At 71.9% G+C, this 22,598-nt stretch carries 22 protein-coding genes; 10 read left to right on the top strand and 12 right to left on the bottom strand.

Going from position 1 to position 22,598, the window contains the following annotated elements; translation table 11 throughout:
- Positions 1-23: 23 nt before the first annotated feature.
- The 8 genes from ACQPZA_RS28240 to ACQPZA_RS28205 form a co-directional block, all read right to left on the bottom strand.
- Entirely contained in the window at positions 24-923 is a 900-nt protein-coding gene (locus ACQPZA_RS28240; RefSeq protein WP_433275196.1) for an NAD-dependent epimerase/dehydratase family protein, read from the bottom strand.
- 2 nt (positions 924-925) lie between these two features.
- Positions 926-2,215, bottom strand: a complete 1,290-nt coding sequence (locus ACQPZA_RS28235) for a mandelate racemase/muconate lactonizing enzyme family protein (RefSeq protein ID WP_312859072.1) — start codon at positions 2,213-2,215, stop codon at positions 926-928.
- A 2-nt stretch (positions 2,216-2,217) separates the two neighbouring features.
- Positions 2,218-3,051 carry an RraA family protein gene (locus tag ACQPZA_RS28230; protein WP_433275195.1) on the bottom strand — a complete coding sequence of 278 codons (834 nt, stop codon included), beginning with the start codon at positions 3,049-3,051 and terminating at the stop codon, positions 2,218-2,220.
- Positions 3,052-3,089: 38 nt separating this feature from the next.
- Complete coding sequence (locus ACQPZA_RS28225; RefSeq protein WP_433275194.1) at positions 3,090-3,824, bottom strand: IclR family transcriptional regulator; 735 nt, start codon at positions 3,822-3,824, stop codon at positions 3,090-3,092.
- 50 nt (positions 3,825-3,874) lie between these two features.
- On the bottom strand, positions 3,875-5,881 hold the full coding sequence (locus ACQPZA_RS28220) for an ABC transporter permease subunit (RefSeq protein ID WP_433275193.1): 2,007 nt from the start codon (positions 5,879-5,881) through the stop codon (positions 3,875-3,877).
- Complete coding sequence (locus tag ACQPZA_RS28215; RefSeq protein WP_433275192.1) at positions 5,878-7,197, bottom strand: extracellular solute-binding protein; 1,320 nt, start codon at positions 7,195-7,197, stop codon at positions 5,878-5,880. The genes ACQPZA_RS28220 and ACQPZA_RS28215 overlap by 4 nt, the downstream gene beginning before the upstream one ends.
- Positions 7,198-7,570: 373 nt before the next feature.
- On the bottom strand, positions 7,571-8,731 hold the full coding sequence (locus tag ACQPZA_RS28210) for a Gfo/Idh/MocA family protein (RefSeq protein ID WP_433275191.1): 1,161 nt from the start codon (positions 8,729-8,731) through the stop codon (positions 7,571-7,573).
- Between the two features lie 76 nt (positions 8,732-8,807).
- Positions 8,808-9,551 carry a FadR/GntR family transcriptional regulator gene (locus ACQPZA_RS28205; RefSeq protein WP_211174095.1) on the bottom strand — a complete coding sequence of 248 codons (744 nt, stop codon included), beginning with the start codon at positions 9,549-9,551 and terminating at the stop codon, positions 8,808-8,810.
- Between the two features lie 163 nt (positions 9,552-9,714).
- On the opposite strand from ACQPZA_RS28205, the gene ACQPZA_RS28200 reads away from it, so the two are divergent.
- From ACQPZA_RS28200 to ACQPZA_RS28190, 3 genes are all read left to right on the top strand, one after another.
- Positions 9,715-10,872, top strand: a complete 1,158-nt coding sequence (locus ACQPZA_RS28200; RefSeq protein ID WP_433275190.1) for a mandelate racemase/muconate lactonizing enzyme family protein — start codon at positions 9,715-9,717, stop codon at positions 10,870-10,872.
- A gap of 16 nt (positions 10,873-10,888) precedes the next feature.
- Complete coding sequence (locus ACQPZA_RS28195; RefSeq protein WP_433275189.1) at positions 10,889-11,608, top strand: RraA family protein; 720 nt, start codon at positions 10,889-10,891, stop codon at positions 11,606-11,608.
- Positions 11,609-11,890: 282 nt separating this feature from the next.
- On the top strand, positions 11,891-12,985 hold the full coding sequence (locus ACQPZA_RS28190) for a hypothetical protein (RefSeq protein ID WP_433275188.1): 1,095 nt from the start codon (positions 11,891-11,893) through the stop codon (positions 12,983-12,985).
- A gap of 20 nt (positions 12,986-13,005) precedes the next feature.
- Here ACQPZA_RS28190 and ACQPZA_RS28185 read toward each other — a convergent pair whose 3' ends face one another.
- Entirely contained in the window at positions 13,006-13,725 is a 720-nt protein-coding gene (locus ACQPZA_RS28185) for a TetR/AcrR family transcriptional regulator (RefSeq protein WP_433275187.1), read from the bottom strand.
- A gap of 109 nt (positions 13,726-13,834) precedes the next feature.
- Here ACQPZA_RS28185 and ACQPZA_RS28180 point away from each other — a divergent pair, with 109 nt between their 5' ends.
- On the top strand, positions 13,835-15,001 hold the full coding sequence (locus tag ACQPZA_RS28180) for an FAD-dependent oxidoreductase (RefSeq protein WP_433275186.1): 1,167 nt from the start codon (positions 13,835-13,837) through the stop codon (positions 14,999-15,001).
- Between the two features lie 13 nt (positions 15,002-15,014).
- On the opposite strand, the gene ACQPZA_RS28175 is transcribed toward ACQPZA_RS28180, so the two are convergent.
- From ACQPZA_RS28175 to ACQPZA_RS28165, 3 genes are read right to left on the bottom strand one after another with little or no spacing between them, the layout of a single operon-like run.
- Positions 15,015-15,446 carry an ATP-binding protein gene (locus tag ACQPZA_RS28175; RefSeq protein ID WP_169395708.1) on the bottom strand — a complete coding sequence of 144 codons (432 nt, stop codon included), beginning with the start codon at positions 15,444-15,446 and terminating at the stop codon, positions 15,015-15,017.
- Positions 15,447-15,461: 15 nt separating this feature from the next.
- Positions 15,462-15,839, bottom strand: coding sequence for an STAS domain-containing protein (locus ACQPZA_RS28170; RefSeq protein ID WP_169395709.1), 378 nt, complete (start codon positions 15,837-15,839; stop codon positions 15,462-15,464).
- Positions 15,840-15,864: 25 nt separating this feature from the next.
- Positions 15,865-16,053: a hypothetical protein gene (locus ACQPZA_RS28165; RefSeq protein ID WP_433275185.1), complete on the bottom strand. Its 189-nt coding sequence runs from the start codon at positions 16,051-16,053 to the stop codon at positions 15,865-15,867.
- A gap of 172 nt (positions 16,054-16,225) precedes the next feature.
- Between ACQPZA_RS28165 and rsfS the strand changes: the two genes are divergently transcribed.
- The 6 genes from rsfS to ACQPZA_RS28135 all read left to right on the top strand — a co-directional run bounded on the left by rsfS (position 16,226) and on the right by ACQPZA_RS28135 (position 22,559).
- The gene (gene rsfS / locus ACQPZA_RS28160) at positions 16,226-16,636 is read left to right on the top strand and encodes a ribosome silencing factor (RefSeq protein ID WP_169395711.1); all 411 of its coding nucleotides are present in this window, start codon (positions 16,226-16,228) and stop codon (positions 16,634-16,636) included.
- A complete protein-coding gene (locus ACQPZA_RS28155; RefSeq protein WP_433275184.1) occupies positions 16,633-17,253 on the top strand; it encodes a histidine phosphatase family protein in 621 nt (206 codons plus the stop codon). Before rsfS ends, ACQPZA_RS28155 begins: the two co-directional genes overlap by 4 nt.
- A gap of 19 nt (positions 17,254-17,272) precedes the next feature.
- Complete coding sequence (gene octT / locus ACQPZA_RS28150) at positions 17,273-18,013, top strand: diglucosylglycerate octanoyltransferase (RefSeq protein WP_433275182.1); 741 nt, start codon at positions 17,273-17,275, stop codon at positions 18,011-18,013.
- A gap of 29 nt (positions 18,014-18,042) precedes the next feature.
- A complete protein-coding gene (locus ACQPZA_RS28145) occupies positions 18,043-18,891 on the top strand; it encodes a DegV family protein (protein WP_433275181.1) in 849 nt (282 codons plus the stop codon).
- Positions 18,892-19,203: 312 nt separating this feature from the next.
- Positions 19,204-20,127, top strand: a complete 924-nt coding sequence (locus ACQPZA_RS28140; RefSeq protein WP_433275180.1) for a ComEA family DNA-binding protein — start codon at positions 19,204-19,206, stop codon at positions 20,125-20,127.
- Positions 20,127-22,559, top strand: coding sequence for a ComEC/Rec2 family competence protein (locus ACQPZA_RS28135; RefSeq protein ID WP_433275179.1), 2,433 nt, complete (start codon positions 20,127-20,129; stop codon positions 22,557-22,559). The genes ACQPZA_RS28140 and ACQPZA_RS28135 overlap by 1 nt, the downstream gene beginning before the upstream one ends.
- Positions 22,560-22,598 lie beyond the last annotated feature (39 nt).

Below are 22,598 nucleotides of genomic sequence, written 5' to 3'. Positions count from 1 at the left end.
CGCGATGGTCTCCGTCCACCGCCTTACCGGGCGTTCCGCTCCCTGTCCGACAGCGCAGGATGCTCGTCCTCGGCGTCCCAGCCGAGTTCGGCGAGTGCCCTTCCGGTGTCCCAGAAGCCCGTGTTCCGGGGCAGCGGCCGGCGCAGCGGCACGTCCGGGTACCACCGCCGGGCCAGCTCCTCCGACGGGACGTCGGTGCTGGTCCGGGCGGCCACGATGTTGTAGACGGCCGGCCCCGGCGTGCTGCGGTGCAGGGCGAGCAGGCAGGCCGCTGCCGCGGAGTCGAAGGACGTCCACCCCCACAGCTCCCGGGGGTCCCGGTCGTCCTCGGCCGGCCGGCGGGCGGCGGCGAAGTCCTGGCGGAGGGCGTGCAGCCGTAGCGCGGAGAATGTGACGGTCGGCCGGCGCCTGGCGAACGCCGCCATCTGCTGCTCGCCGATCCACTTCGACAGGCTGTAGGAGTCCTCGCAGTAGGTGGGGTGCTCCTCGTCGATCGGGAGGTAGTCGTAGCGAGGGGTCGCGCTGAATATCCCGCCGATCGCGTTGACACTCGACGCGAGGCAGACCGCGTCCAGCCCGTGCTCCTCGGCCGCCACCAGCACGTGGTGCGTGCCGCCGACGTTGGTGTGGTGCACCACGGGCTCCGGGTACCGGGGGTGGATGAGCGCGCCCAGGTGAGCCACGGCGTCGGTCCCGGCGAGCGCGGCCCGGACCTCGTCGAATTGGGTGAGGTCCGCGGCCCGGCACTCGACGGTTGCAGCAAAGCCACTTTGCGGCAACGTCGTTGCGTCAAATTGGCTTTGCTGCAACTCGCCGAGCGCTGCCGGCAGGTCGACGGCAACCACGTCGTGGCCGGCGAGCAGTGCGCGCGCGACGACGTGGCGCCCCAGCTTTCCACCCGCCCCGGTGACGGCGATCCGCATGCTCAGCTCCAGAGCCGGTCGTGGCTCGACTCGCCGTCCCAGTGCGTCGACTCGGAGAAGAACACCGGGTCCCGGGGGTCGAGATGTGTCATGAACAGCTCCTCGTTGATGTCGCCGAACCCGAGGCCGGGGGTCTCGGGCACGATGATGTGGCCGTCCTGGATGAGCGGCCGGGGCAGGTCGGTGACGAGGTCGCTCCAGAACGGCACGTCGGCGGCGTGGTGCTCCAGTGCCAGGAAGTTCTCCGTGGCCGCCGCCAGATGCACGCAGGCCATGGTCGCGATCGGCGACGCCGCGAGGTGCAGCGCCATCGCGACACCGCGCTCCTGCGCGTAGTCGCCCAGCCGCTTGGTCTCGCTGATGCCGCCGGACGTGGCGGGATCGGGGTGGATCACCCGGACCGCGCCCGCGTCGAGCAGCGGCTTGAACCCCTCGGTGAGGTAGATGTCCTCACCCGTGCACGTCGGCACGGCGACGGCCTCGGTGAGCTGGCGCCACTGGTCGGTGAACTGCCACGGGATGAGGTCCTCGATCCACGCCAGCGTGAACGGCTCCAGCGCGCGCCCGATCCGGATGCACGAGTCGAGCGCGATGTGTCCGAAGTGGTCGGCGGCGAGCGCCACGTCGTAGCCGACGACCGAACGCACGGTCTCCACGTAGCTCGCCAGGTGGTCCACGCCCTTCGCGGTGACCTGGATGCCGGAGAACGGGTGCATCACCGTCTTTGTCTCGCGGGCGCCGGGCGGGGCGATCAGGGTGCCGGGGATGTCCCACAGCAGGTCCACGCCCACGTCCATCTTGAGCATCGTGAACCCGCGCTGCTTGCGTTCCAGCAGCCGCTGTCCCATCTCGTGCGGGTCGGGCACGGACGGCGTGTCGGCGTAGCACCGGACCGAGTCCCGGAACTGCCCGCCCACCAGCGCGTACGCCGGCACGCCATAGGCCTTGCCCGCCAGGTCCATCAACGCCATCTCGACGCCGGACACGCCCCCGCCCTGCCGGGCGTGGAAGCCGAACTGCTTGATCTTGCGGAAGACCTTGTCGACGTTGCACGGGTTCTCGCCGACGAGGCGGCTCTTGAGCATCAGCGCGTAGGTGGCGCTCGCCTGGTCGCGCACCTCGCCGTACCCGACGAGGCCCTGGTTCGTGTCGATCCGGATGATCGACGACCGGAACGGCACCCCGTGCAGGTTGGCCACCCGCAGGTCGGTGATGCGCAGGGCGCTCGGCCGCGACGCGGTGCTGATGTGCTCCTCGGTGATCACGGACGGCTCGTTGCTGGTGGTGGTCACCGTCAGCGCTCCTCTCCGGCGCGGGCCGCGCGCCACTGCTGGAAGTCGGCCTCGATCTCCTCGCTCCACGTCGGGACGTCGATCTGCGCGCTCGTCCAGCGGCGCTCCGACAGGCGCTGCTTGCCGAACACGTCCCGGACGCGGGTGTCCTCGCTGGCCGCGGCCACGGCGGCGGCGAGATGCGCGGGGATCACCGCAACGCCCGTCGGCGTCCCGAGCACGACGTCCCCGGGCAGCACCGTGGCGCCGCCGATGCGGATCGGAATGTTGATCCCGGCGAGGGTGACGCCGCGGATCGGTGTCGGGTCGACGGCCCGGTGGAAGATGTTGACCCCGCCCCCGAGCTGCTGCAGGCCCTGCAGGTCGCGGATGCCGCCGTCGATCACGGCGCCGACGCCGGTGCGGGTGGCCACGGCGGTGCCGAGGTTGTCGCCCACCACCGTGCCCTCGACGATCTTGCCGAAGATGTCGACGACCATGATGTCGCCGTTCTCGAGGGTCTCGATCACCCAGGAGTTCTGCCGGTCGGCCTCCAGGTGTCCCTCCCGCCTGCCGGCCTCCACCACCACCGCGTCGAGGTCGGGCCGGTGCGGCAGGAACTGTGCCGTGACGGCCCGCCCGACGATCACGGTGCCGGGGTGCGTCTCCCGCCACTCGCCGGCGAACTGCCGCACGTAGCCGGCCTGGAACAGGAACCCCCACGCCTCCTCGGTGGTGGCGAGGCGCAGGCTCGCCAGCACCTCGTCGGGGACGCGGGGCCGGCCGGAGCCGAAGCGCTCGCCCGTCCAGGCTGCGGTGAGCTCCTCGAGGTCGTCCTTGCCGGGTTGGATGCGCACGTCCGGTTCGCCTTCTCTCTCTCGTCGGGTCGTACGGGTCAGATCAGGCCGGCCACCTTCCGGGCGGTGGCCTGCAGCAGCGGGACGTAGCCGAGCAGCTCCTCGCGGTCCAGCATGAACGTCACCGACGAGACGCTGATGCCGCCGCGGGGCCGGCCGCTGCGGTCCAGCACCACGGCGCCGATGCACCGCACCGTGAGCTCGTTCTCCTCGTCGTCGAGGGCGAAACCGCGCTCGCGCACGTCGGCGAGCTCCGCGTGCAGCGCGCCCACCTCGGTGATCGTGGCCGGGGTGCGCGACGCCATCCCCGCCGTCGTGACGATGGCCTCCACCTCGCCGGGCGGCAGGTGCGCGAGGATCGCCTTGCCGATCGCCGTGCTGTGCAGTGGCAGCTGGTTGCCCACCCGCGAGCGCATCTCGTAGGGCTTGTCGTTGTCGACCTTGTGCAGGTAGACGGCGTGGTCACCGACCCGGACGGCCAGATGGACCGTGTTGCCGCCCGCGCCTCGCTGCAGCTCCTGCAGCGTCGGGCCGACCCCGGTCGACAGCATCCGGACGACCCGCGCCCCGAGGCCGCCGAGGCGGCTGCCGATCCCGTAGCGCCCGTCGCCGCAGTTCTGGGCGAACCCCTGCGCGCCGAGCGTGGCGAGCACCCGGTACGCGGTGGAGCGGGGGACACCTGCCCGCTCCGCCACGTCCATCAGCCGGTGCGGCCCGTCCTCGACGGCCAGCGCCTCCAGGATCCGCATCGCCTTCTCCACCGACGTCCCCACGGGGCTGGAGCGTCCCCGCCGGGACGCCGGCGCCCCGTCCGAGCCTGGGGTCATCCCTTGACCGCCCCGGCAGTGAGGCCCTCCGTGAGGAACCGCTGCCCGAAGGCGTACATGAGGACGACCGGGATGCTGATCAGCAACGATGCCGCAGCGAGCTGACCCTGCGGCACGACGTCACCGAAGATCATCGACTGCATCCCGACGGGCAGCGTCTTGTAGCCGTCCTTCGTGATGAACACGAAGGCGAAGAGGAACTCGTTCCACGCGTTGGTCAGGGTGAACAGCGCGACGGCCAGCAGGCCGGGCTTGGCCAGCGGCAGCACGATCCGGTAGAAGGCCTGGAACCGGGTGCACCCGTCGGTGAGCGCGGCCTCCTCCAGATCGGCCGGGATCGACTTGAAGTAGCCCACCAGCAGCCACGTCGCGAACGGCAGCGTGAACGTCGGGTAGGTGATGACGAGCGACCACAGGGAGTCGTTCAGCCCGATCCCGCTCATCAGCTGGTACAGCGGGATGAACAGCAGCGCGCCCGGCATCACGTACGTCAGCAGGATCGTCACGGTGAAGCTCTCCGAGCCGCGGAACTTCAGCCGGGCGAGCGCGTAGCCCGACAGCGCGGCGCAGATCAGCGCGATCACCGTGGAGGCCACCGACACCAGGATCGTGTTGAGGTACCAGGTGCCGAACGGCTGGCTGGTGAACAGGTCCGTGAACTGCTCCATGCTCCACGGCGTGGGCCACAGGTCGCTGGTCCGCATCGTGATCTGGGTGTCGGACTTGAACGCCGTGACGACGATCCAGTAGAGCGGGCCGAGCACGAAGAGCAGCAGCCCGATGAGTGCCACGCCGGACCCGACGCCGTTGACCGTCCGTGCGGCCCTCTCCCTGCCGCGCGCGGCGAGTGTGGAGATGGCGCGCCCGACGCCCGCGGCGAGCACCACGCAGACCCCGAGCACCAGTGCGGCCTTCCAGATGATCTGCGGCGACGCCCAGGCCAATGCGGCCGTGGCGACGGCGACGGCCACCCAGGGCAGGGCCTTGCGCTGCGCGGGGGTGAGCCGGCTGCGGCCGAGGTCCCCGGCGCCGGGGGCGTCGCTGCGCCGCATCATCCGCACGAGGATGACGACGAGGATGCCGATGATCGGCACCATCACCAGCGTCACCGCGGCGCCCGCGCCGAACTGCAGCTGCTGGATCGCCTTCGAGTACGCCACCATCACGTACGGCGCGGTGGCGTCGCCCGGACCGCCCTGGGTCATGAGCCAGATCAGGTCGAAGTTGTTGAACGTCCAGATGGACGACAGCAGGACCGTGACGATCATGACGTAGCGCAGTCCGGGCAGCGTGACGTGCACGAACCGCTGCCACGGCGACGCGCCGTCCACCATCGCGGCCTCGTGCAGGCCGTGGTCGATCGCCTTGAGCCCGGCCAGGAACGTCACGGTGAAGAACGGGATGCCCTTCCAGACGTTCACCAGGATCACCGAGGGCATGGCGAGCGAGGCGTCGGAGAGCCAGCCTGCCGGCCACGCGTCGACGAGGTGCAGCGACGCCAGCACCGGGCCGATCCCGGAGTCGGTGAGCAGGGTGTTGACGCTGCCGAAGATCGGGTCGAACAGCGACCGCCAGCTGAAGGCCGTGACGACGGTGGGCACCACCCACGGCAGCAGCAGCACCCCCGCGACGATCGCCTTCCCCCGCCGCATGTGGTGCAGCATCAGCGCGGCGATCAGGCCGAGGACCACCTTGAAGATCTCGGCGTACGCCGTGAAGACGAACGAGTTCACCACGCCGGTGTGGAAGAGCTCGTCGCCGATCAGGGCCGTGTAGTTGTCGGCGCCGACGAAGACCGTCTCCGCCCCGTGCCGCTCGGTGGTGCTGGTGATCGCCGAGCTGACGATCGGGAACAGGATCAGCGCGGCGACCAGGATGACCGTGGGGGCCATGAACACCGCGGCGAGCCGCCAGTCCCGGCCGAGCAGGCGCTGAACGGAGGTGAGCGACGCCCGGGTGACGGCCGGCGCGACCGGAGCCGGCCGGGGACGCAGGATCGTCACTGCCGCAGGCCCTGCTGCTCGAAGATCTGCACCATCCGGTCGTGCGCGGTGGCCACCGCCTCAGCGGGCGGCGTGCCCTGGACGACCGACTGCATCATGTCGGTCAGCAGGTAGGCGGCCACGCTGGCCTGCTGCCCGGAGCTGGGCGTCTGCGGGAACGCGTAGCCGGTCGACGTGGTCAGCGGCAGCGGCTGCTGCGTGATCTTGCGCAGGGCGGAGAACGCGGGGTCGCCGCTGGTGTAGTACGGGTCGGAGTCCCACACTTTGTCCCACGCCGGGTTGACCAGGCCGGGGGCCTCCTTCGCCACGCCGAGCAGGGGAGTGCCGCTCGCCAGGTACTTCGCCACCTGTTTCGCGAGATCCGGGTTCTTCGCTCCCTTGAACACGACGAACGCCTGCGACTGGCCGAAGGTGATCGGGCGGTCGCTCGCGGGCCCGATTCCGTCGATGAACGGGTGCGTATTGGCGTAGACCGGGTTCTGCTTCGTCTTCGAGTCGGCGTAGACGCTGTACTGGTTGCGGGTGAACCCGATGATTCCGGCGAGCCAGTTCTCGTTGTTGCTGGAGTCGGTCCAGCTCTCGATGCCGGGCGGGAGCATCGGCTTGTACTTCGGGTTCGTGTAGATGTCGCCCATGAACGTGACCGCGGCCACGGTCTCCGGCGAGTTGAACTCCACCTTCAGCCCGTCGTTGGACGAGATCGCGCCACCGTAAGTGTTGATGACGTTCTCGATGAACCCGTTGGCGTCGCCGGAGCGGTTCACCGTCTGACCCCACCCGAAACGTCGTTGCGCGGGGTCGGAGATCTCGAGTGCGATGTCCCGCAGTTCTTCCCAGGTATAGGCGTCCTTCAGCTCGATACCCTTTTCCTGGAGCCAGTCCTTGCGGAAGAACGAGCCGACCCCGATGAAGTGGTAGGGGATCGCATACCACCGGCCGTCGAAGACGCAGTAGTTCTTGGTCTCGGCAGCGGGCTCGCCGAACTGGGCCCTCAGTTCCTCCACCACGTCGGTGACGTCGGTGAGGTCGCCGAGGTTGTGGAACTGTGCGATGAACCGCGAGTCGGTGAAGAACGCCAGGTCACGGGCGTTTCCGGCCTTCACCTCGGCGTCGGTCTTGGCCACCATGTCGCCGGAGTCGGCCTGGACGAGGGAGTTCTCGATCGTGGTGCCGGTGGCGCCGGCGAAGGCCTGGATCGAGCGGTCGAGCGCGGCGTTCGCCGACTCCGAGTAGAGCTTCTGCGAGAGCATCCCCATCGAACTTCCGCGCAGGCCGGACGCCGCATCGATGACGCCCTGCGGGACATCGACCTGCACCTGCGGGGCGGCAGCCTGACCCCCGCACGCGCTGAGACTGAGAATTCCGAGCGCGCTCGTCCCGAGAAACTTCCGTCTGGACCATTCCGACCGCTGGGTCATGACCACTCCTCCTTGCGTCCTGTTCGAGAGGACGCGTGCCGACGGGGCGACAGTGCAACCGACGGGGGCCGGGAGGTTGTCCACCTCCCCGGTCGTGCGAGGAACGAGCCCGGTACGGCGGCTCGATGCGCCTTTCGAGAATCCGAATTCGGGGCGCGGCGCAGCGATCACCGGCCCCCTTGCCGGAGAGAGCGCTGTGTTGTGCTACTCGGGTTTCGTGTAGCGGAACGCGGTATCACGTAATGCGACGCGGGTCACCCTAAAAGGGCAATCACTGTCTGTCAACGGTCGAGATCGCCGTTCTTGTCGAACGTTCCCCGGGGAGGCCGTCGAACAGCCCGGACCCGCCCCGTGGCCGCCACAGCGGGACGCCGCCCCCGCCGGGCGGGGCGTCGTCGAGCGCCATGACGGTGTCCTGCTCGGCCGAGTCCAGCGCGCGCAGGACGATCAGCATGTTCGCCACGCTCTGCCGGACCGTGCCCACCACCGGCTCACCGTGCCGGACGGCGTCGGAGAAGTTGCAGAGCTCGGCGTGGTAGCCGTTGTCGATCCCGCGGAACACGTCGGTCTGCGTCGATCCGTCCGCGCGGGTCAGCGTGACCTGCCGCTCCGACTCCGGGCCCGACAGCACGAGCACGCCCTCGGTCCCGTACAGCCGCAGGTCCTCGGTCTCCTTCGGGACGGCGATCTCGGAGTACGTGGCCGTGTAGTTGCCGATGGCGCCGCAGGCGAAGACCAGGTTGAGCGTCAGGTCCGACGGTGCCTCGATCGTGCTGTTGGCCCACTGGGCGGCCCCGTGGACCCGGACGGCATCGCCGCAGAGCATCCGGATCTGGGCGATGTCGTGGACACCGGCATCGAGGTGGACGCCGCCGCGGTACTGCGGCCGGTGCCGCCACGGCGTGCCGGCGAAGACGCCCTCCCACGGCACCAGCCGCCTGGCGCGGCGCCACGCCATCAGGTGCAGCTTGCCGATCGCGCCGTCGTCCAGCAGGGCGCGCGCATGGCGGATGTCGTCGCGGTAGAAGTAGTTCTCCCCGATCAGGACCGTGCGCTGCGGATACCGCTCCTCCAGTGCGAGGAACGCCCGCGCCTGGTCCTCGTCGGTGCCGGCCGGCTTCTCGCACAGCACGTCCTTGCCGGCCGCGAGCGAGTCCTGCGCCACCTCGTACAGGGAGGGGATCGGCACCGAGATCAGCACGGCGTCCACGTCGTCGCGGGCCAGTAGCCGGTGGTGGTCGGTGGTGAAGCCGGCCATGTCGACGCCGCTGTAGGACGAGAAGCGCTCGCCCTGGGCGACGGAGTGGTCGGCGAACGCCGTGACGACGTACCGGTCCGCGAGCCGGCGCAGCGCCGGCCAGTGGAGTTTCTCGACGGCCAGCCCGGTGCCGATCAGCCCGAGCCGGATCGGCCCTTTCTCGCTCGCTCCCAACTCGCACCGTCCTTCCGTCCCGACGCCGGGACATCGAAGGGGGCTCGCCGCGGCTCTGCGGCCGAGCCGTCGTGCCCTACCGCTTCGCCCTACGGGTCCTCGTCCTCTGCTGCTTCTCGGTGAGGATCCGGATGGTCTGCTGCAGGTGTGACCGCATCGCTTCGCGCGCGGCGGCGGGGTCCCTCGCCTCGAGCGCCGCGTAGATCCGGGCGTGGTCGTCGGTGGCGCGGTGCAGGCCGCCGGGCTCCGCGTTCGTCACCCGCCGGCTGGCGGTGCCCAGCCACCGTGCGGAGTACATGATCCGGTCGAGGATCCGGTTGTTCGCCGCCCGGCAGATCGCCATGTGGAACTCGTGGTCGACCTCGAGGTAGTCGTCCGGCTCCTCCTCGAGGCTCGCCATCCTGGCCAGCTCCGCCCGCAGCTCGGCCAGCGTCTCCTCGGTGATCGTGGCCGCGGCCATGGCCGCCAGCTCCGGTTCGAGGAGCAGCCGCATCTGGTGCAGCTCGTTCAGCAGGCCGACGACGTGCTCCTCCGGCAGCCACTCGGCCAGCAACGGGTTCAGGTAGTCCCATTCGGTCGCGGGCCGCACGACGACGCGCCTGCCCTGGGCGACGTCGAGGATGTCGAGCGACGCGAGGATCTTGATCGTCTCGCGGGCGACCGCGCGGGAGACGCCGAACTCCTGCGAGATGTCGAGCTCCGACGGGGTGCGCTCGTCCGCGAACTCCCCGTCGGCGATCCGGCGGGTCAGGTGGGCGGCCACCTGCACCGGGAGCGTGCGGACCTTGACAACGTCCGCCAGCTCTTGTCTCCTTGCCATGTCTGCAGCTTATCGGACAAGTCGCTGGATTCGCACCGCTACCAGGCCTGATATCCGAGTTCCGGGGAGGGGTTCCGCCCGGCCTCCCCGGGGCACCTGCCCGCCCACAGCACGCCGTGGGCACCACCGTGTCCGGCGGATGGCTGCTCCCGGGAGGGGAAGCATGAGGATCGTCAACGTCACGACAGCCGTGGTCGCCTATCACGGTCACGCCACGCTGGTGCGGATCGACACCGACGAGGGCATCAGCGGGTTCGGCGAGGCGAACCCCGACGCCGGAGCGGGGGCTGTCGTCGGGATGATCGGCGACCTGGCGCACCTGCTGATCGGGGAGGACCCGCGCAACGTCGAGCGGTGCTGGGAGAAGCTCCGGCGGCGGAAGGTCTTCGCCGGCCCGCAGGGTGGCGTGTTCGTGATCGCCCTGAGTGGGATCGAGCTGGCGCTGTGGGACATCGCAGGCAAGGCCGCGGGGCAGCCCGTCTACCGGATGCTCGGCGGCAAGTTCCGCGACCGGATCCGCCTCTACGCCGACTGCGGCGACGGCGACGACCCGGCCGGCTCGGTGTCGGGCTGCGTCGACCGGGCCCAGCGGATGGTCGAGGAGGGCTTCTCCGCGATCAAGTTCGACATCGACGACCTGCAACATCGCGCGAAGTTCGACGAGTTCAACCACACGGTCAACGCCGCCGAGCTGCGCACGATGGTGGAGCGGGTGGCGGCGGTCCGGGAGGCGATCGGCCCCGACATCGACCTGGCCATCGACCTGCACGCCCGCTACGACGTGCCGAGCGCCTGCCGGATCGCCTGGGAGCTGGAGGCGTTCAACCTGATGTGGCTGGAGGAGCCGGTCCCCGCCGAGAACGTCGACGCGCTCGTCCGGGTGCGCGCCCAGACCCGTACGCCGATCTGCGCGGGCGAGAACCTCTACCTCCGGTGGGGCTTCCGTGAGCTGCTCGAACGCGGGGCGGTCGACGTGATCGAGCCCGACGTTCCGAAGTGCGGAGGCCTGGCCGAGGCCAAGAAGATCGCCAACCTCGCCGAGATGCACTACGTGCCGTTCGCGCCGCACCTCGTCTCCACGCCGCTCGGCACGATGGCCACGGCGCACCAGTGCGCCGCGATCCCGAACTTCTTCGTGCAGGAGTGGCACGCGCTCGAGGAGCGCGAGGTGTGGGACAGCTACGTCACGGCGCCCGACGGCAGCGGCTCGATCGTCAAGGACGGGTACATCACCCTCCCCGACACCCCCGGCATCGGCGTCGAGCTCGACATGGACGGCGTGCGTGCGCACGCCGTGCCCGGCTACGGGATCTTCGAGTAGGAGGGGAACGCAGAACATGACGAACGGACACGGAGCCGCACGTACCGACCCGGCCTGGGTGGCGCAGACCGCGAAGCGGTTGAAGGCGCTGTACTCGGCGGTGGTCTACGACATCATGGACGAGATGGGCCTGCCCCATCAGTGCCTCGACCTGGCGATCACACCGCTCGACCACGCGATGCAGGTGGCCGGCCCCGCCTACACCGTGGCGGCCGGCCCCGACATGCGGGAGCGCGCGGAGATGCCTCCGAACACGAAGCTGGCCGACTTCGGGGTCTTCACGCAGATGTACGACGGCTGCGTCGTCGTCGTTGCCGCGGCGGGGGAGCGTCAGAGCGGCATCTGGGGCGAGCTGATGAGCAACGCCAGCCGCGCCCGCGGAGCCACGGGCGTCGTCATCGACGGCGGCATCCGCGACGGGCGGCTGGTGCGTGAGATCGACGGGCTGTCGGTCTTCGTGCGGTACACGTCGCCGATCGAGTCGCTGCGCCGCTCCCGGATCCACGACATCGAGGTCCCGATCGCGATGACCGGCACGACCAGCAGCCAGGTCCGCGTCGACCCCGGCGACTGGATCTTCGGGGACGAGGACGGGGTGCTGGTGATTCCGAAGGACGCGCTGGACGAGGTGCTGGCGAAGTCCGAGGAGGCCAAGGACGTCGAGGACAAGGTCCGCGAGGAGGTCCAGGCGGGTGTCCCGGTGATCGACGTCTACAACAAGTACGGGCGGCTCTGACCGTCGTCACCCTCCGGGTGATGTCCCTGCGACTCTCCGTGGAGAGCGATCGATTCCGCGCTCCATTTCACCGGGAATACTCCACCCCATCAGATGCGTAACCTGACCAACTGTATTTCCCTGATTCGGTGGTGTCCGGGTATTTGGTTGAGTGGGGAATACGCGCTAGGTTGACCCCCGGTCAGCAGGCTCCCCTCTCGAGACCCTCACTGTGGTCCGGCAGCTGACGCGTCGGCTCGGAGCGTCGGCATTTCGCGCCGGCCCGCAATGAGGAGAAGTGCTGTGCTGAAAAAGGCTGGAGCCGTGGTGGCCACTGCCGCGGCCGGCGTACTCGCGCTCGCCCCCTTGGCGTTCGCGACCGGCGCGGACGACCGTGGTGACGGCACCTCGATCTCGGCGGACCGCGGCGTCGAGCGAAACCAGGTCAACCGGTGCGACGTCGAGCAGGACGCGACCGCCACCGGGCTCCTCGGCCCGATCCTGTCGCTCCCGAGCCAGAGCCAGCGGGGGAACTGCGTCAACGTCGGTGACGGGAGTACCTACCGTCCCCCGTCGCCCCCCGGTCCCGGACCCGGACCCGGTCCTGGTCCTGGTCCCGGTCCCGGTGGCGAGTCGGAGATCGTGTACAGCTCGATTCCGGACGACATGCCCGTGCAGGTGCCGTCTCTCGGTTTCCAGGCGAACGGCACCAGCCAACTCGGTGACCACGTGGGGCTCGAGTCCGGGGCCGGCTCCTTGCTGGAGTCGGTGGAGGTGGTGCTCGTCAGCTGGGCCTGCGAGAGCGGGAACTGGGTCAGCGACAACTGTGCGACCACGCCGGGGGCCACGTTCGACCACCCGATCACCGTCAACGTCTATGCCGTGGACAACTCCGGGGCCGTCCCGGCACCCGGACCCTTGCTGGCGAGCCGGACGGAGACGAGCAGCATTCCGTACCGCCCGTCGGCCGACCCGGTGAACTGCGTCGGCGCCAACGCAGGCCAGTGGTTCGACCCATCGGACAGCACCTGTCACGACGGTTTCGTGCACCGGGTCACGATCGACATCACCGGTACCACCGTGCTGCCCGCGGAGGTCATCTGGACGGTGGCGTTCAACACCACGACCTTCGGTCCGAACCCGATCGGCCAGCAGCCCTGCTTCACGTCCCCGGACAACTGCGACTACAACTGGTTGAACGTGGGAGCGGAGACCTTCCCCGGAGCACCGTTCGCAGGCACCGACATCAATCCTGACGCCGCATTCCTCGACTCGGACTACGCGGCCACCTACTGCGACGGCGGTGCGGGCGGCACCGGATTCCTCCGGTACGACACGGCTCCCGGGTGCTGGTCGGGCAACATTCCCCTCGGCACGATCACGGCCCGGACGGGATAGAGCGATGTCTTGAGACGTCGTCAGGCCGGGCGGCCGATCGCGGCCGCCAGCCCGTCGAGCACCATCGCCAGGCGACGCTCGAACACCACGTCCGGATCGGGGTGGTCCTCGGCTTCGACGATCAGCCGCTTCAGGTAGGGGAGCTGTCCTCCCTGCAGCAACTGCGTGATGAACGGTCCGACCTGGCGCTGGTAGCCCGCGAAGTCCAGGCCGGTGTGCCGCTGTGCTTCGACCTCGCCCAGTTCCTGCACGACGAAGCCCCGGGTGAACTGCAGGGCGGTGGCCAGCACGTCCATCATCGCGTCGATGTCGAGACCGAGCCCGTCCACGCAGGCCAGGCCGGTTTCGCGGAACCGCTGGGCGTTGGGCCCGAGGGTCGGCCGGTGCCCGAACCGGGCGATCCACGGGTGGGCGTGGTGCAGCCGGCGCATCTCGCGGGCGAGCCGGCCAACGTCGGCCCGCCAGTTCCCGGACGGGATCCCGGTCAGGTCCAGCTCGCCCAGCACCGCGTCGTACATCAGCTCGGTCAGGTCGTCCTTGCTGCCGACGTGCCGGTAGAGCGACATCGGGCTGTGGTCCATCCGCGCCGCGACCTTGCGCATCGAGACCGCGTCGACCCCCTCCTCGTCGGCCAGGGCGATCGCGACCGCGGTGATGGCCGTGTGGTCGAGGGTGCGCGCCGGCCCCCGCCCCTGGCTGGAGAGACGTGCCCAGATGACGGGCGGCGGTTCGTCGGTCACGGCAGTGCTCCTCGCGTGGGTTGCGGACATCCTATGGGACGTTTACGGTGTACATGACTGGTCACATACGCCGTATACGTCTCACTGCCGACACATTCGAGGTATCGACATGCCCTCCTCGTCCGCCCTGTCCATCGCCGTCGTGGGCGGCGGCCTCAGCGGGCTGGTGCTGGCCCGCATCCTGCAGCAGCACGACATCGCCAGCACCGTCTACGAACTCGACGCCACCGCCGACGCCCGGAGGCAGGGTGGCCTGCTCGACCTCCACGTCGAGTCCGGCCAATCGGCCCTGCGCGAAGCGGGACTGTACGAGCAGTTCCGCCGGCTGACCCGGCCGCAGGCGGAGGCGATGCGGGTGATGGACAAGGCGGGCACCGTCTTCATCGACCAGGTCCCCGGCGACGGGTCGGGCCAGGGCGGACGACCCGAGATCGACCGGACGGAACTGCGCGCCCTGCTGCTGGACTCGCTCCACCCGGGACGGGTCGTCTGGGACCACAAGCTCAGCCGGGCCCGCCGCCTGGACGACGGACGGTTCGAGCTCGCCTTCGCCAACGGCGCGCGCCGGACCGCCGATCTGCTGGTCGGGGCCGACGGTGCCTGGTCGCGAGTCCGACAACTCCTCTCGAGCGCCTCCCCGGAGTACGTCGGGATCAGCTGCGTCGAGTTCCACGTCACCGATGCCCCGACCACGGTGCCCGCCTCCGCCGCCCTGGCCGGCACGGGGAGCCTGTTCGCCCTGTCGGACAACAAGAACCTCGGCGGGCACGGAGGCCGCGACCTGCACCTGGGAGCCATGCTGCGGACCGCCGAGGACTGGATCGAGACACGCGGCGTCGACTGGTCGGACGTGGCCGCCGTCCGCACCGCCCTGCTGGCGGAGTTCGCCGACTGGACCCCGGCCCTGACCGACCTGATCCGCCACTGCGACGACGAGATCACGGCTCGCCGGATCTACGCCCTGCCCGCCGGCCACTCGTGGCCGCGCATCCCGGGTGTGACCCTGGTCGGCGACGCCGCCCACCTGATGTCGCCGTTCGCCGGCGAGGGCGCGAACGCCGCGATGCTCGACGCCCGTGAGCTCGCGCTGGCGCTGATCGAGCACGGTGACGACGTCGAGGGTGCGCTCCACCAGTACGAGACGGCGATGTTCCCGCGCGCCGCGGTCGCCGCCCGGAAGTCCGCCCGCGGGCTCGACCTGTGCTTCGCCGACGACTCCCCCCGGGGACTGGTCGAGTTCTTCGGCAGGAAGGGCGCCCCCGTCACCTCGCACTGACGGCGGGACGCGGTCAGGGCTCGTAGGTCAGCGGGGGCACCTTCGCGCTGGTCATCATCATCGTGATGCCGTCGTGCTCACGGCTCACGCCCACGTCGTCCATGCATGAGTGGATCATCAGGAGACCCTGGCCGCGGAAGCCGGCGGGCTCCGGCCGCCACAGCTTGCCCCCGGCCACCGCGACGAGGACGCGCCGTCCGCCGTCCGGCTCGGCGTACTGTCGGGCGGCCACCCGCACCTCGGCGCCGATCTCCGACGGGTGGATCTGCTCGATGGCGTTGGTGACCGCCTCGTTGACGGCCATCACCACGTCGTCGATCTCCTGCTCCGGCCAGCGCAGCGTGGTCAGCCACCGCCGGAACCGCTGACGCACGACCGAGAGCGACACGGGATCCGCCATGAGGACCATGGAGATCACCGCGTCGAGATCTTCGGGGTACGCCATCGACGTCTCTACCGGTCAGGCCGTGAGGGCCTCGTCGAGGGAGCCGAACAACGCGAGCACCTCGTCCAGCCCCATCGTCCGGATGGGACGGATCACCGAGCGCGTCTCGTCGACGACCACCCGGAGCGGGGTGCGCATCGTGCGGCCCTCGTCGTGCAGGGCGACCAGCAGCCCCATGCCCGAGGAGGACAGGAAGTCGACGCCTGAGAGGTCGAGGACCACCGGTCGTCCCGCGGCCTGGTGCAGGGCCTCGCTCCCCGCCTCCATCAGACGGCTGCCCGTGCTCAGATCCACCTCGCCGTGCACGATGAGGACGAGACACCCGTCCCGGTCGTCCCGGTTCAGGGTCATCAGTTGCTCGGCCGGCGGCATTCCGCCCAGGAAGCCGTTCATGCTAGCGCAGCGTACAGATGGCCGGTCAGGTGTCGCTCCCGCGTGGTACCGCGACAGAGGGAGCACGCAGCTGAGCGTCACGTAGGACGCGCCGGGCCAACGCGACGATGTCCTTGAGGCCGCGGCGGTCGAGCAGGCGTGCCACATCCTGGGCGGCGGCCCGAGCGACCTCGTCCTCGGCGGTCGGTTCCTGTGTCGTCGATTCCTGCGTCATCGGCCCCCCGGCTGCCTTGTCGCACATGCGCCTGATCTTCGCCCTTACCCCGGATGCGCCCGACGGCAAACCTTCGGGTGGCGCCCTGTGGTGGCCGAGTCCAGCGGTCCCGGCAGGGGCTGGGACAATAGCCGTGACGAGGTGGGCCCAGGTCCACCGGGAGAGGGGAACGGTGACGGCGACCGACGAGGCGCTCGACATGGCCCGCGTGGCGGTGGCCGCAGCAGCAGACAAGAAGGCCCAGGACATCGTCGTGCTCGACGTGTCCGACCAGCTGGTGATCACCGACTGTTTCGTGATCGCCTCAGCGCCCAACGAGCGCCAGGTGCAGGCCATCGTCGACGAGGTCGAGGAGAAGCTGCGCCTGCACGGAGCGAAGCCCACCCGGCGGGAAGGCACGAGGGAAGGCCGCTGGGTGCTGCTGGACTTCGTCGACGTCGTGGTGCACGTCCAGCACACCGAGGAGCGCGGGTTCTACGGGCTGGACCGGCTCTGGAAGGACTGTCCGCGGATCGCGTTCCCGGAGGCCGAGGTCGTGCCCGACGGGGCGGGGTCCGTCGGCGGCGGGGACGCGGCCGGGTGAGCCTGCGGAGGCTGGTGCTGCTCCGCCACGGCCAAACCGACTACAACGTCGCAGGCCGGATGCAGGGCCACATCGACTCGATGCTCACCGAGACCGGGCTCGCCCAGGCCGCGGCCGTCGCGCCCGAGATCGCGCGGGTCGCCCCCGACCGGCTCATCAGCTCGGATCTGCGGCGCGCGGTCGACACCGCCGACATCGTCGGTGCCGCCTGCGGCCTGCCCGTGAAGCTCGACCCCCGGCTGCGCGAGACGCATCTGGGGGAGTGGCAGGGCCGCTCGGTGCCGGAGATCGACGAGGCCTGGCCCGGTGCGATAGCCGCGTGGCGCTCCGATCCCGCGTGGCGGCCCCCGGGCGGTGAGTCCCGCGTCGACGTGGTGCGGCGCGCCGGCCCCGTGATCGACGAGCTGGACGAGGAGTTCGCGTCGGTCCCGGAAGCCACCGTGCTGCTGGTCGCACACGGCGGCCTGATCGCGGGTCTGGTCAGCGGGCTCCTCGCGCTGCCGACGTCGTCCTGGCCGTCCATCGGCGGTATCGGCAACTGCCGGTGGGCCACGCTGGCCCGCCGTGCCGACCACCCGCGCTGGCGGCTGTCGGGCTACAACGTCGGCACGTCGTGATCCACACCGACGGCCCGGAGTGACGGCGGACGCCCCCGTCCTGCTGGTACTCGGCGACTCGCTCGCCTTCCACGGCCCGCACCGGGCCGAACCCGCCGACGACCCGAGGCTCTGGCCCAATGTCGCCGCCGCTGCACTCGGCGGGCGCGCGGAGCTCGTCGCCGGGATCGGGTGGACGGCCCGGCACGCCTGGCACGCCCTCACCCACGATCCGCGGGTGTGGACGGTCATGCCCACCGTCGACGCGCTGGTGTTCGGGGTCGGCGGGATGGACAGCCTCCCGTCGCCACTGCCCACGGCGCTGCGCGAGCTGATCCCGGTGCTGCGCCCCGCCGGGCTGCGCCGGGTGGTGCGGACCGGGTACCGGAAGGCGCAGCCCGCGCTCGCGCGCGCGTTCGCCGCGACGGTGCCGGGAGGTGGCCCGGTCGCGCTCCCGCCGCGGCTGACCGTGCAGTACCTGGAGCGCTGCCGCCAGGCCGTGCTCACCATCCGGCCCGGGATCCCCGTACTCGCGATGCTGCCTGCCGTGCACCGCGCCGCCGCCTACGGATCGGTGCACGCCGGGCGGGCCGCAGCCGAGCACGCCACCCGCCGCTGGGCCCACGAGTGCGGCGCCACGGTGCTCGACCTGCGGGCCCTCGTCGCCGACCACGTGCTCGGCGGCCACGGCAACCCCGACGGCATGCACTGGGGATGGCAGGCGCACGCGGAGGTCGGCGCGGCCTGCGCCGGCGTGCTGCGGCCCGTGTTGCCACGCTGACGGACATCCGTGCCATAAGGTGCGTCGTCGTGACCGTCGCCGTTGTCACCGACTCCACCGCCTACCTTCCCTCCGGGGTCGCGGAGGAGCGCGGGATCGGCGTGGTACCGCTGGAGGTCCGCCTGGGCTCCCGCGTCGGGCTCGAGGGACTGGACATCGACACCGCCGAGCTGTGCGCCGCGCTCGCCGACCGCCACCTCGACGTCCAGACCTCCCGGCCCACCCCGGCCGCCTTCGCGGCGTGCTACAGCGGCGCCCTCGCCGCCGGTGCCGACAGCGTCGTCTCCGTGCACCTGTCGCGGGAGCTCTCCGGCACGTGGGACGCGGCCCGGATGGCGGCCCAGCAGGTCGGCCCCCACCGCATCCGGATCGTCGACTCCCGGGCGGCCGCGATGGGCCTCGGGTACGCGGTGCTGGCCGCGGCCGACGCCTCCGACGCCGGGGCCGACGCCGCCGCTGTCGAGGAGGCCGCCACCGACGTGGCCGGCCGGTGCCGCGTCTTCTTCTCCGTCGACACGCTGGACCGCCTCCGCCACGGCGGCCGGATCGGGGCCGCCGCGGCGCTGGTCGGCACCGCGCTCGCCGTCAAACCGTTGCTGCACGTCGTGCAGGGCCGCATCGTGCCGCTGGAGAAGGTGCGCACCACAGCACGTGCGGCGCAGCGGCTGGTGGAGCTCGCGGTGCGGGCCGCGGGAGACGGGCCGGTCGACCTGGCCGTCCACCACCTCGGGGCAGCCGCCCGGGCGGAGGAGGTCGCCACCCTGCTGCGGGAACGCCTGCCCGCGGCGACCCGGCTGCTCGTGTCGGAGGTCGGAGCCGTGATCGGCGCACACGTCGGGCTCGGGCTGCTCGGCGTCGTGGTGGTGCCGAAGCGCTGACGCGCTTCCGCGCGGCCGGTGGTCGCGGCGAGATGTGCGTGGTGGCCCTGGGGAGGGCGGTGAGGTGCGTCTCGGGCCGGGTGGTCGCGGCGAGCCGTGCGTGGTGGCCCTGGCGAGGGCGGTCCGGTGCGGTTCGCGGCGATCATGGTCGGGGGGCTGGGCGCCGCCCCCCGGTGTCCAGTGTGGTCGGGAGGGGTGACGGTTCGGGGAGTGCAGGGGCGGCGGGGCGCGAGTTGTCCCCATCGCCCTTCGGCCGTCCACAGGTCCCGAAGTCGTCGGGGCGGGGGCCTGTACCGGACCTAGCGTCGAGGCGTGGCTCGCCCCGACCCCTCATCCGCGCCCGGACGGCTCACCGCGGTGCTCGGTGTCCCGCCGGGGATGCCTCCGCGCGGGCCCGGCCCCGACTCGACGCCGGCGGCGGGGTCGGTGCCGGTCGGCGACCAGCCGACGGGGCCGCTCCCGCGGGTCGTGATCGGCGGGGGCGATGCTCCGCGGCCGGGGCGACTGCGGCGGCTGCTGCCTGCCGCCTGGCGTGACGCCCGGGTCGATCCCGGCCGCCCCGGGGCCACCGCGCTGGCGCTGGTCGCGGCCGCCGCCGCTGTCGTCGCCGCCATCGGGGTCTGGGTGGAGCGGCCGCGGGCCGAACCCGTCGGTGGACTGCCCGAGGTGGCAGTGGTCGCCGAGCCGGCTGCCACCGCGGCCGCGGAGACGGCCACCGTCCCCGTCCCGGCCCCCGCTGCGCCGACGACCGGATCCGCCACGGTCCCGGCCGAGCCGCTCGTGGTCAGCGTCTCGGGAAGGGTGGTGCGTCCGGGGCTGGTGGAGGTACGAGCGGGGTCCCGGGTCGCCGACGTGCTGGCGGCCGCGGGAGGCCCCGTCCCCGGCACCGATCTCGCCGGGCTCAACCTCGCGCGCCGGGTTGTCGACGGCGAGCAGGTCGCGGTCGGCGTGCCACCGGCCCCCGATGCGTTGCCCGGCGCGGCGGGTGGAGCGGGTGGCCCGGCGCCTCCTGGGTCCGGCCCGGCGGCGCCCGGCAGGCCACCGGGGAAGCTCGACCTCAACTCGGCCACCCCTGAGCAGCTCGACGCCCTGCCGGGAGTCGGGCCCGTCACCGCTCAGCGGATCCTGGAGTGGCGCACGCGGCACGGCCGGTTCGCCCGCGTCGAGCAGCTGCGCGAGATCGAGGGCATCGGTGAGCGCCGGTTCGGGCAGCTGCGTGAGCTGGTCACGGTCTGATGCGCGCCCGCGATCCCGCCGAACCCCCGCGTCCCCCGGATCTGCGCCTGGTGCCCGCCGCGCTGGCGGCGTGGGCTGTCGTGCTGCTCGGCATCGGGCTCGGCCCCGTCGCCGGGGTGTGTGCCGCAGTGATCAGTACGGCCGGGATCATCGCGGCCGCACTGGTGCTCGCCAGGAGCGCGCGTCGCGCCGCAGGGACACCGGCGCGGGCGACGTCCAGCGCGCGGCACGGGGCCGCCGTCCTCGCCGCCGCGGGCTGCGCCGCCGCTGCCTCGGTGGTGGTCACGGCCCACACGCTGCTCCTCGTGCAACACCCGTTGCGCGAGCCCGCCGAGCGGGGGGCGGCCGCCACGGTGCGGGTGGTGCTTCGCGACGACCCCCGGCCCATCCGCGACGCGGCCTACGGCTCCCGTCCCGCTGCGGCGGGCCAGGTGCTGGTCCCGGCGGTGCTCACCGACGTGCAGGTCGGCGACGGGCGGTGGAGCGCGGGTGGCCGCGTGCTGCTGATCGCGCCCGCGGAGGGGTGGACCGGGCTGTCGCCCGGTCAGGAGGCCACCGCGGAGGGCCTGCTCGCCCCGGCCGGGCGCCGTGACCTCACCGTCGCGGTACTACGGGTGCGCGGGCCGCCGCAGGAGGTCACGGCCGCGTCCTGGTGGCAGGACGCGGCGGGCGGGCTGCGCGCTGGCCTGCGCGAGGCTGCCGGGGTGCTGCCGCCCGCGTCGGCCGGACTCCTGCCCGGGCTGGCGGTCGGTGACACCGGAGGGCTCACCTCGGAGGTCGACGCCGACTTCCGGGCGGCCGGGCTCACCCACCTCCTCGCGGTGTCGGGGGCCAACCTCGCCATCGTCGGGGGCGCCGTGCTCGCCCTCCTGCGGTTGCTGCGGGCCGACCCCCGGCTCGCGGCGGCGCTGAGCGCCGCGGCGGTGGCCGGGTTCGTGGTGCTCGCGCGGCCGTCGCCGAGCGTGGTGCGGGCCGCCGTGATGGGTGCGGTGGTGCTGCTGGCGCTGGCGCTCGGGCGCGGGCGGTCGGCGATGCCGGCGCTCGCCGCGGCCGTGCTGGTGCTCCTGACCGCCGACCCGGCACTGGCGGTCGACCCGGGGTTCGCGCTGTCCGTGCTGGCCACCGCGGCCCTGGTGCTCCTCGCTCCCGGTTGGACCGACGCGCTGCGCCGCCGGGGCGTGCCCGCCTGGGCCGCGGAGGCGCTCACCGTCCCCGCCGCGGCGTTCCTCGTCACGGCACCGCTGGTGGCCGGGCTCAGCGGGGAGGTGAGCCCGATCGCGGTGCTCGCCAACCTGCTCGCGGTGCCCGCGGTCGCCCCGGCCACCGTCCTCGGGGTGCTCGCCGCGGTGCTCTCCCCACTCGGGCCGCTGCCGGCGCAGGCCTGCGCCTGGCTGGCCGGGCCGGCAGTGGGGTGGCTCGTCCTGGTCGCTGACCGGGCGGCGGCCGTGCCAGGGGCCGTGCTGCCGTGGCCGGACGGGGTCGGGGGCGCCGTGCTGCTCGGCGTGCTGGTGCTCGTGCTGCTCGTGCTCGGGCGGTCACCACGGTCGCGGGCGGTGCTGCTCGCCGTGCTGCTCGGGCTCGCGTTGGTGCTCGTGCCCACCCGGATCGCCCCGCCCGGGTGGCCGCCCGCCGGGTGGCACCTGGTGATGTGCGACGTCGGGCAGGGAGACGCCGTGGTGCTGACCACCGGCCGCCCCGGCTGGGTCGTGCTGGTCGATGCCGGTCCCGACGACGGCCCGGTCGACGTGTGCCTCGACCGGCTGGGCGTGCAGGGGATCGCCATGGTCGTGCTGAGCCACCTGCACGCCGACCACATCGGTGGCCTGGCGGGCGCCCTGCGCGGGCGGCCGGTGGGGGCGGTCGCGGTCGGCCCGGTCCACGAGCCGCGCTGGGCGCTGCAGATGGTCGCCCGCCGCGCCGCAGAAGCCGGTGCCCCGCTCGTAGCGCTCACGGCCGGGCGGCGCCTCCAATGGCCCGGGCTCACCCTGGACGTGCTCGCCCCCCGCCACCCCGAGCCCGGCATCGACCCGGACGACGGCACGGCGGTCAACGACGGCTCGCTGGTGCTGCGGGCCGCCACCCCGGCGGCCAGCGTGCTGCTCACCGGCGACGTCGAGCTCGCGGCCCAGGCCGACCTGCTGGCCTCCGGCGCCCACCTGCGGGCCGACGTGCTCAAGATGCCGCACCACGGCTCCCGCTACACGTCGGCGGGCTTCCTCGACGCGGTGGCGCCGCACACCGTCTTGGTGAGCGTCGGTGCGGGCAACCGGTACCGACACCCCGATCCGGGGCTCCTCAGCGGGCTCGAACGGGCAGGGGCCACCGTCCGGCGCACCGACATCGGTGGGGACATCGCGGTGGCCGGGGGCGACCCCACCGCACCGCGCCTGCAGGTGGTCACCCGGGGCGGCCCGTTGCCCGCTCCACGGTGACGCCTGCGCTCATCGCGTATGGCGTCGGCGAGCCCTGCG

The organism is Pseudonocardia xinjiangensis, assembly GCF_050948425.1.
Lineage (GTDB): Bacteria > Actinomycetota > Actinomycetes > Mycobacteriales > Pseudonocardiaceae > Pseudonocardia > Pseudonocardia xinjiangensis.
This window is presented reverse-complemented; position numbering and strand designations above follow the sequence as displayed.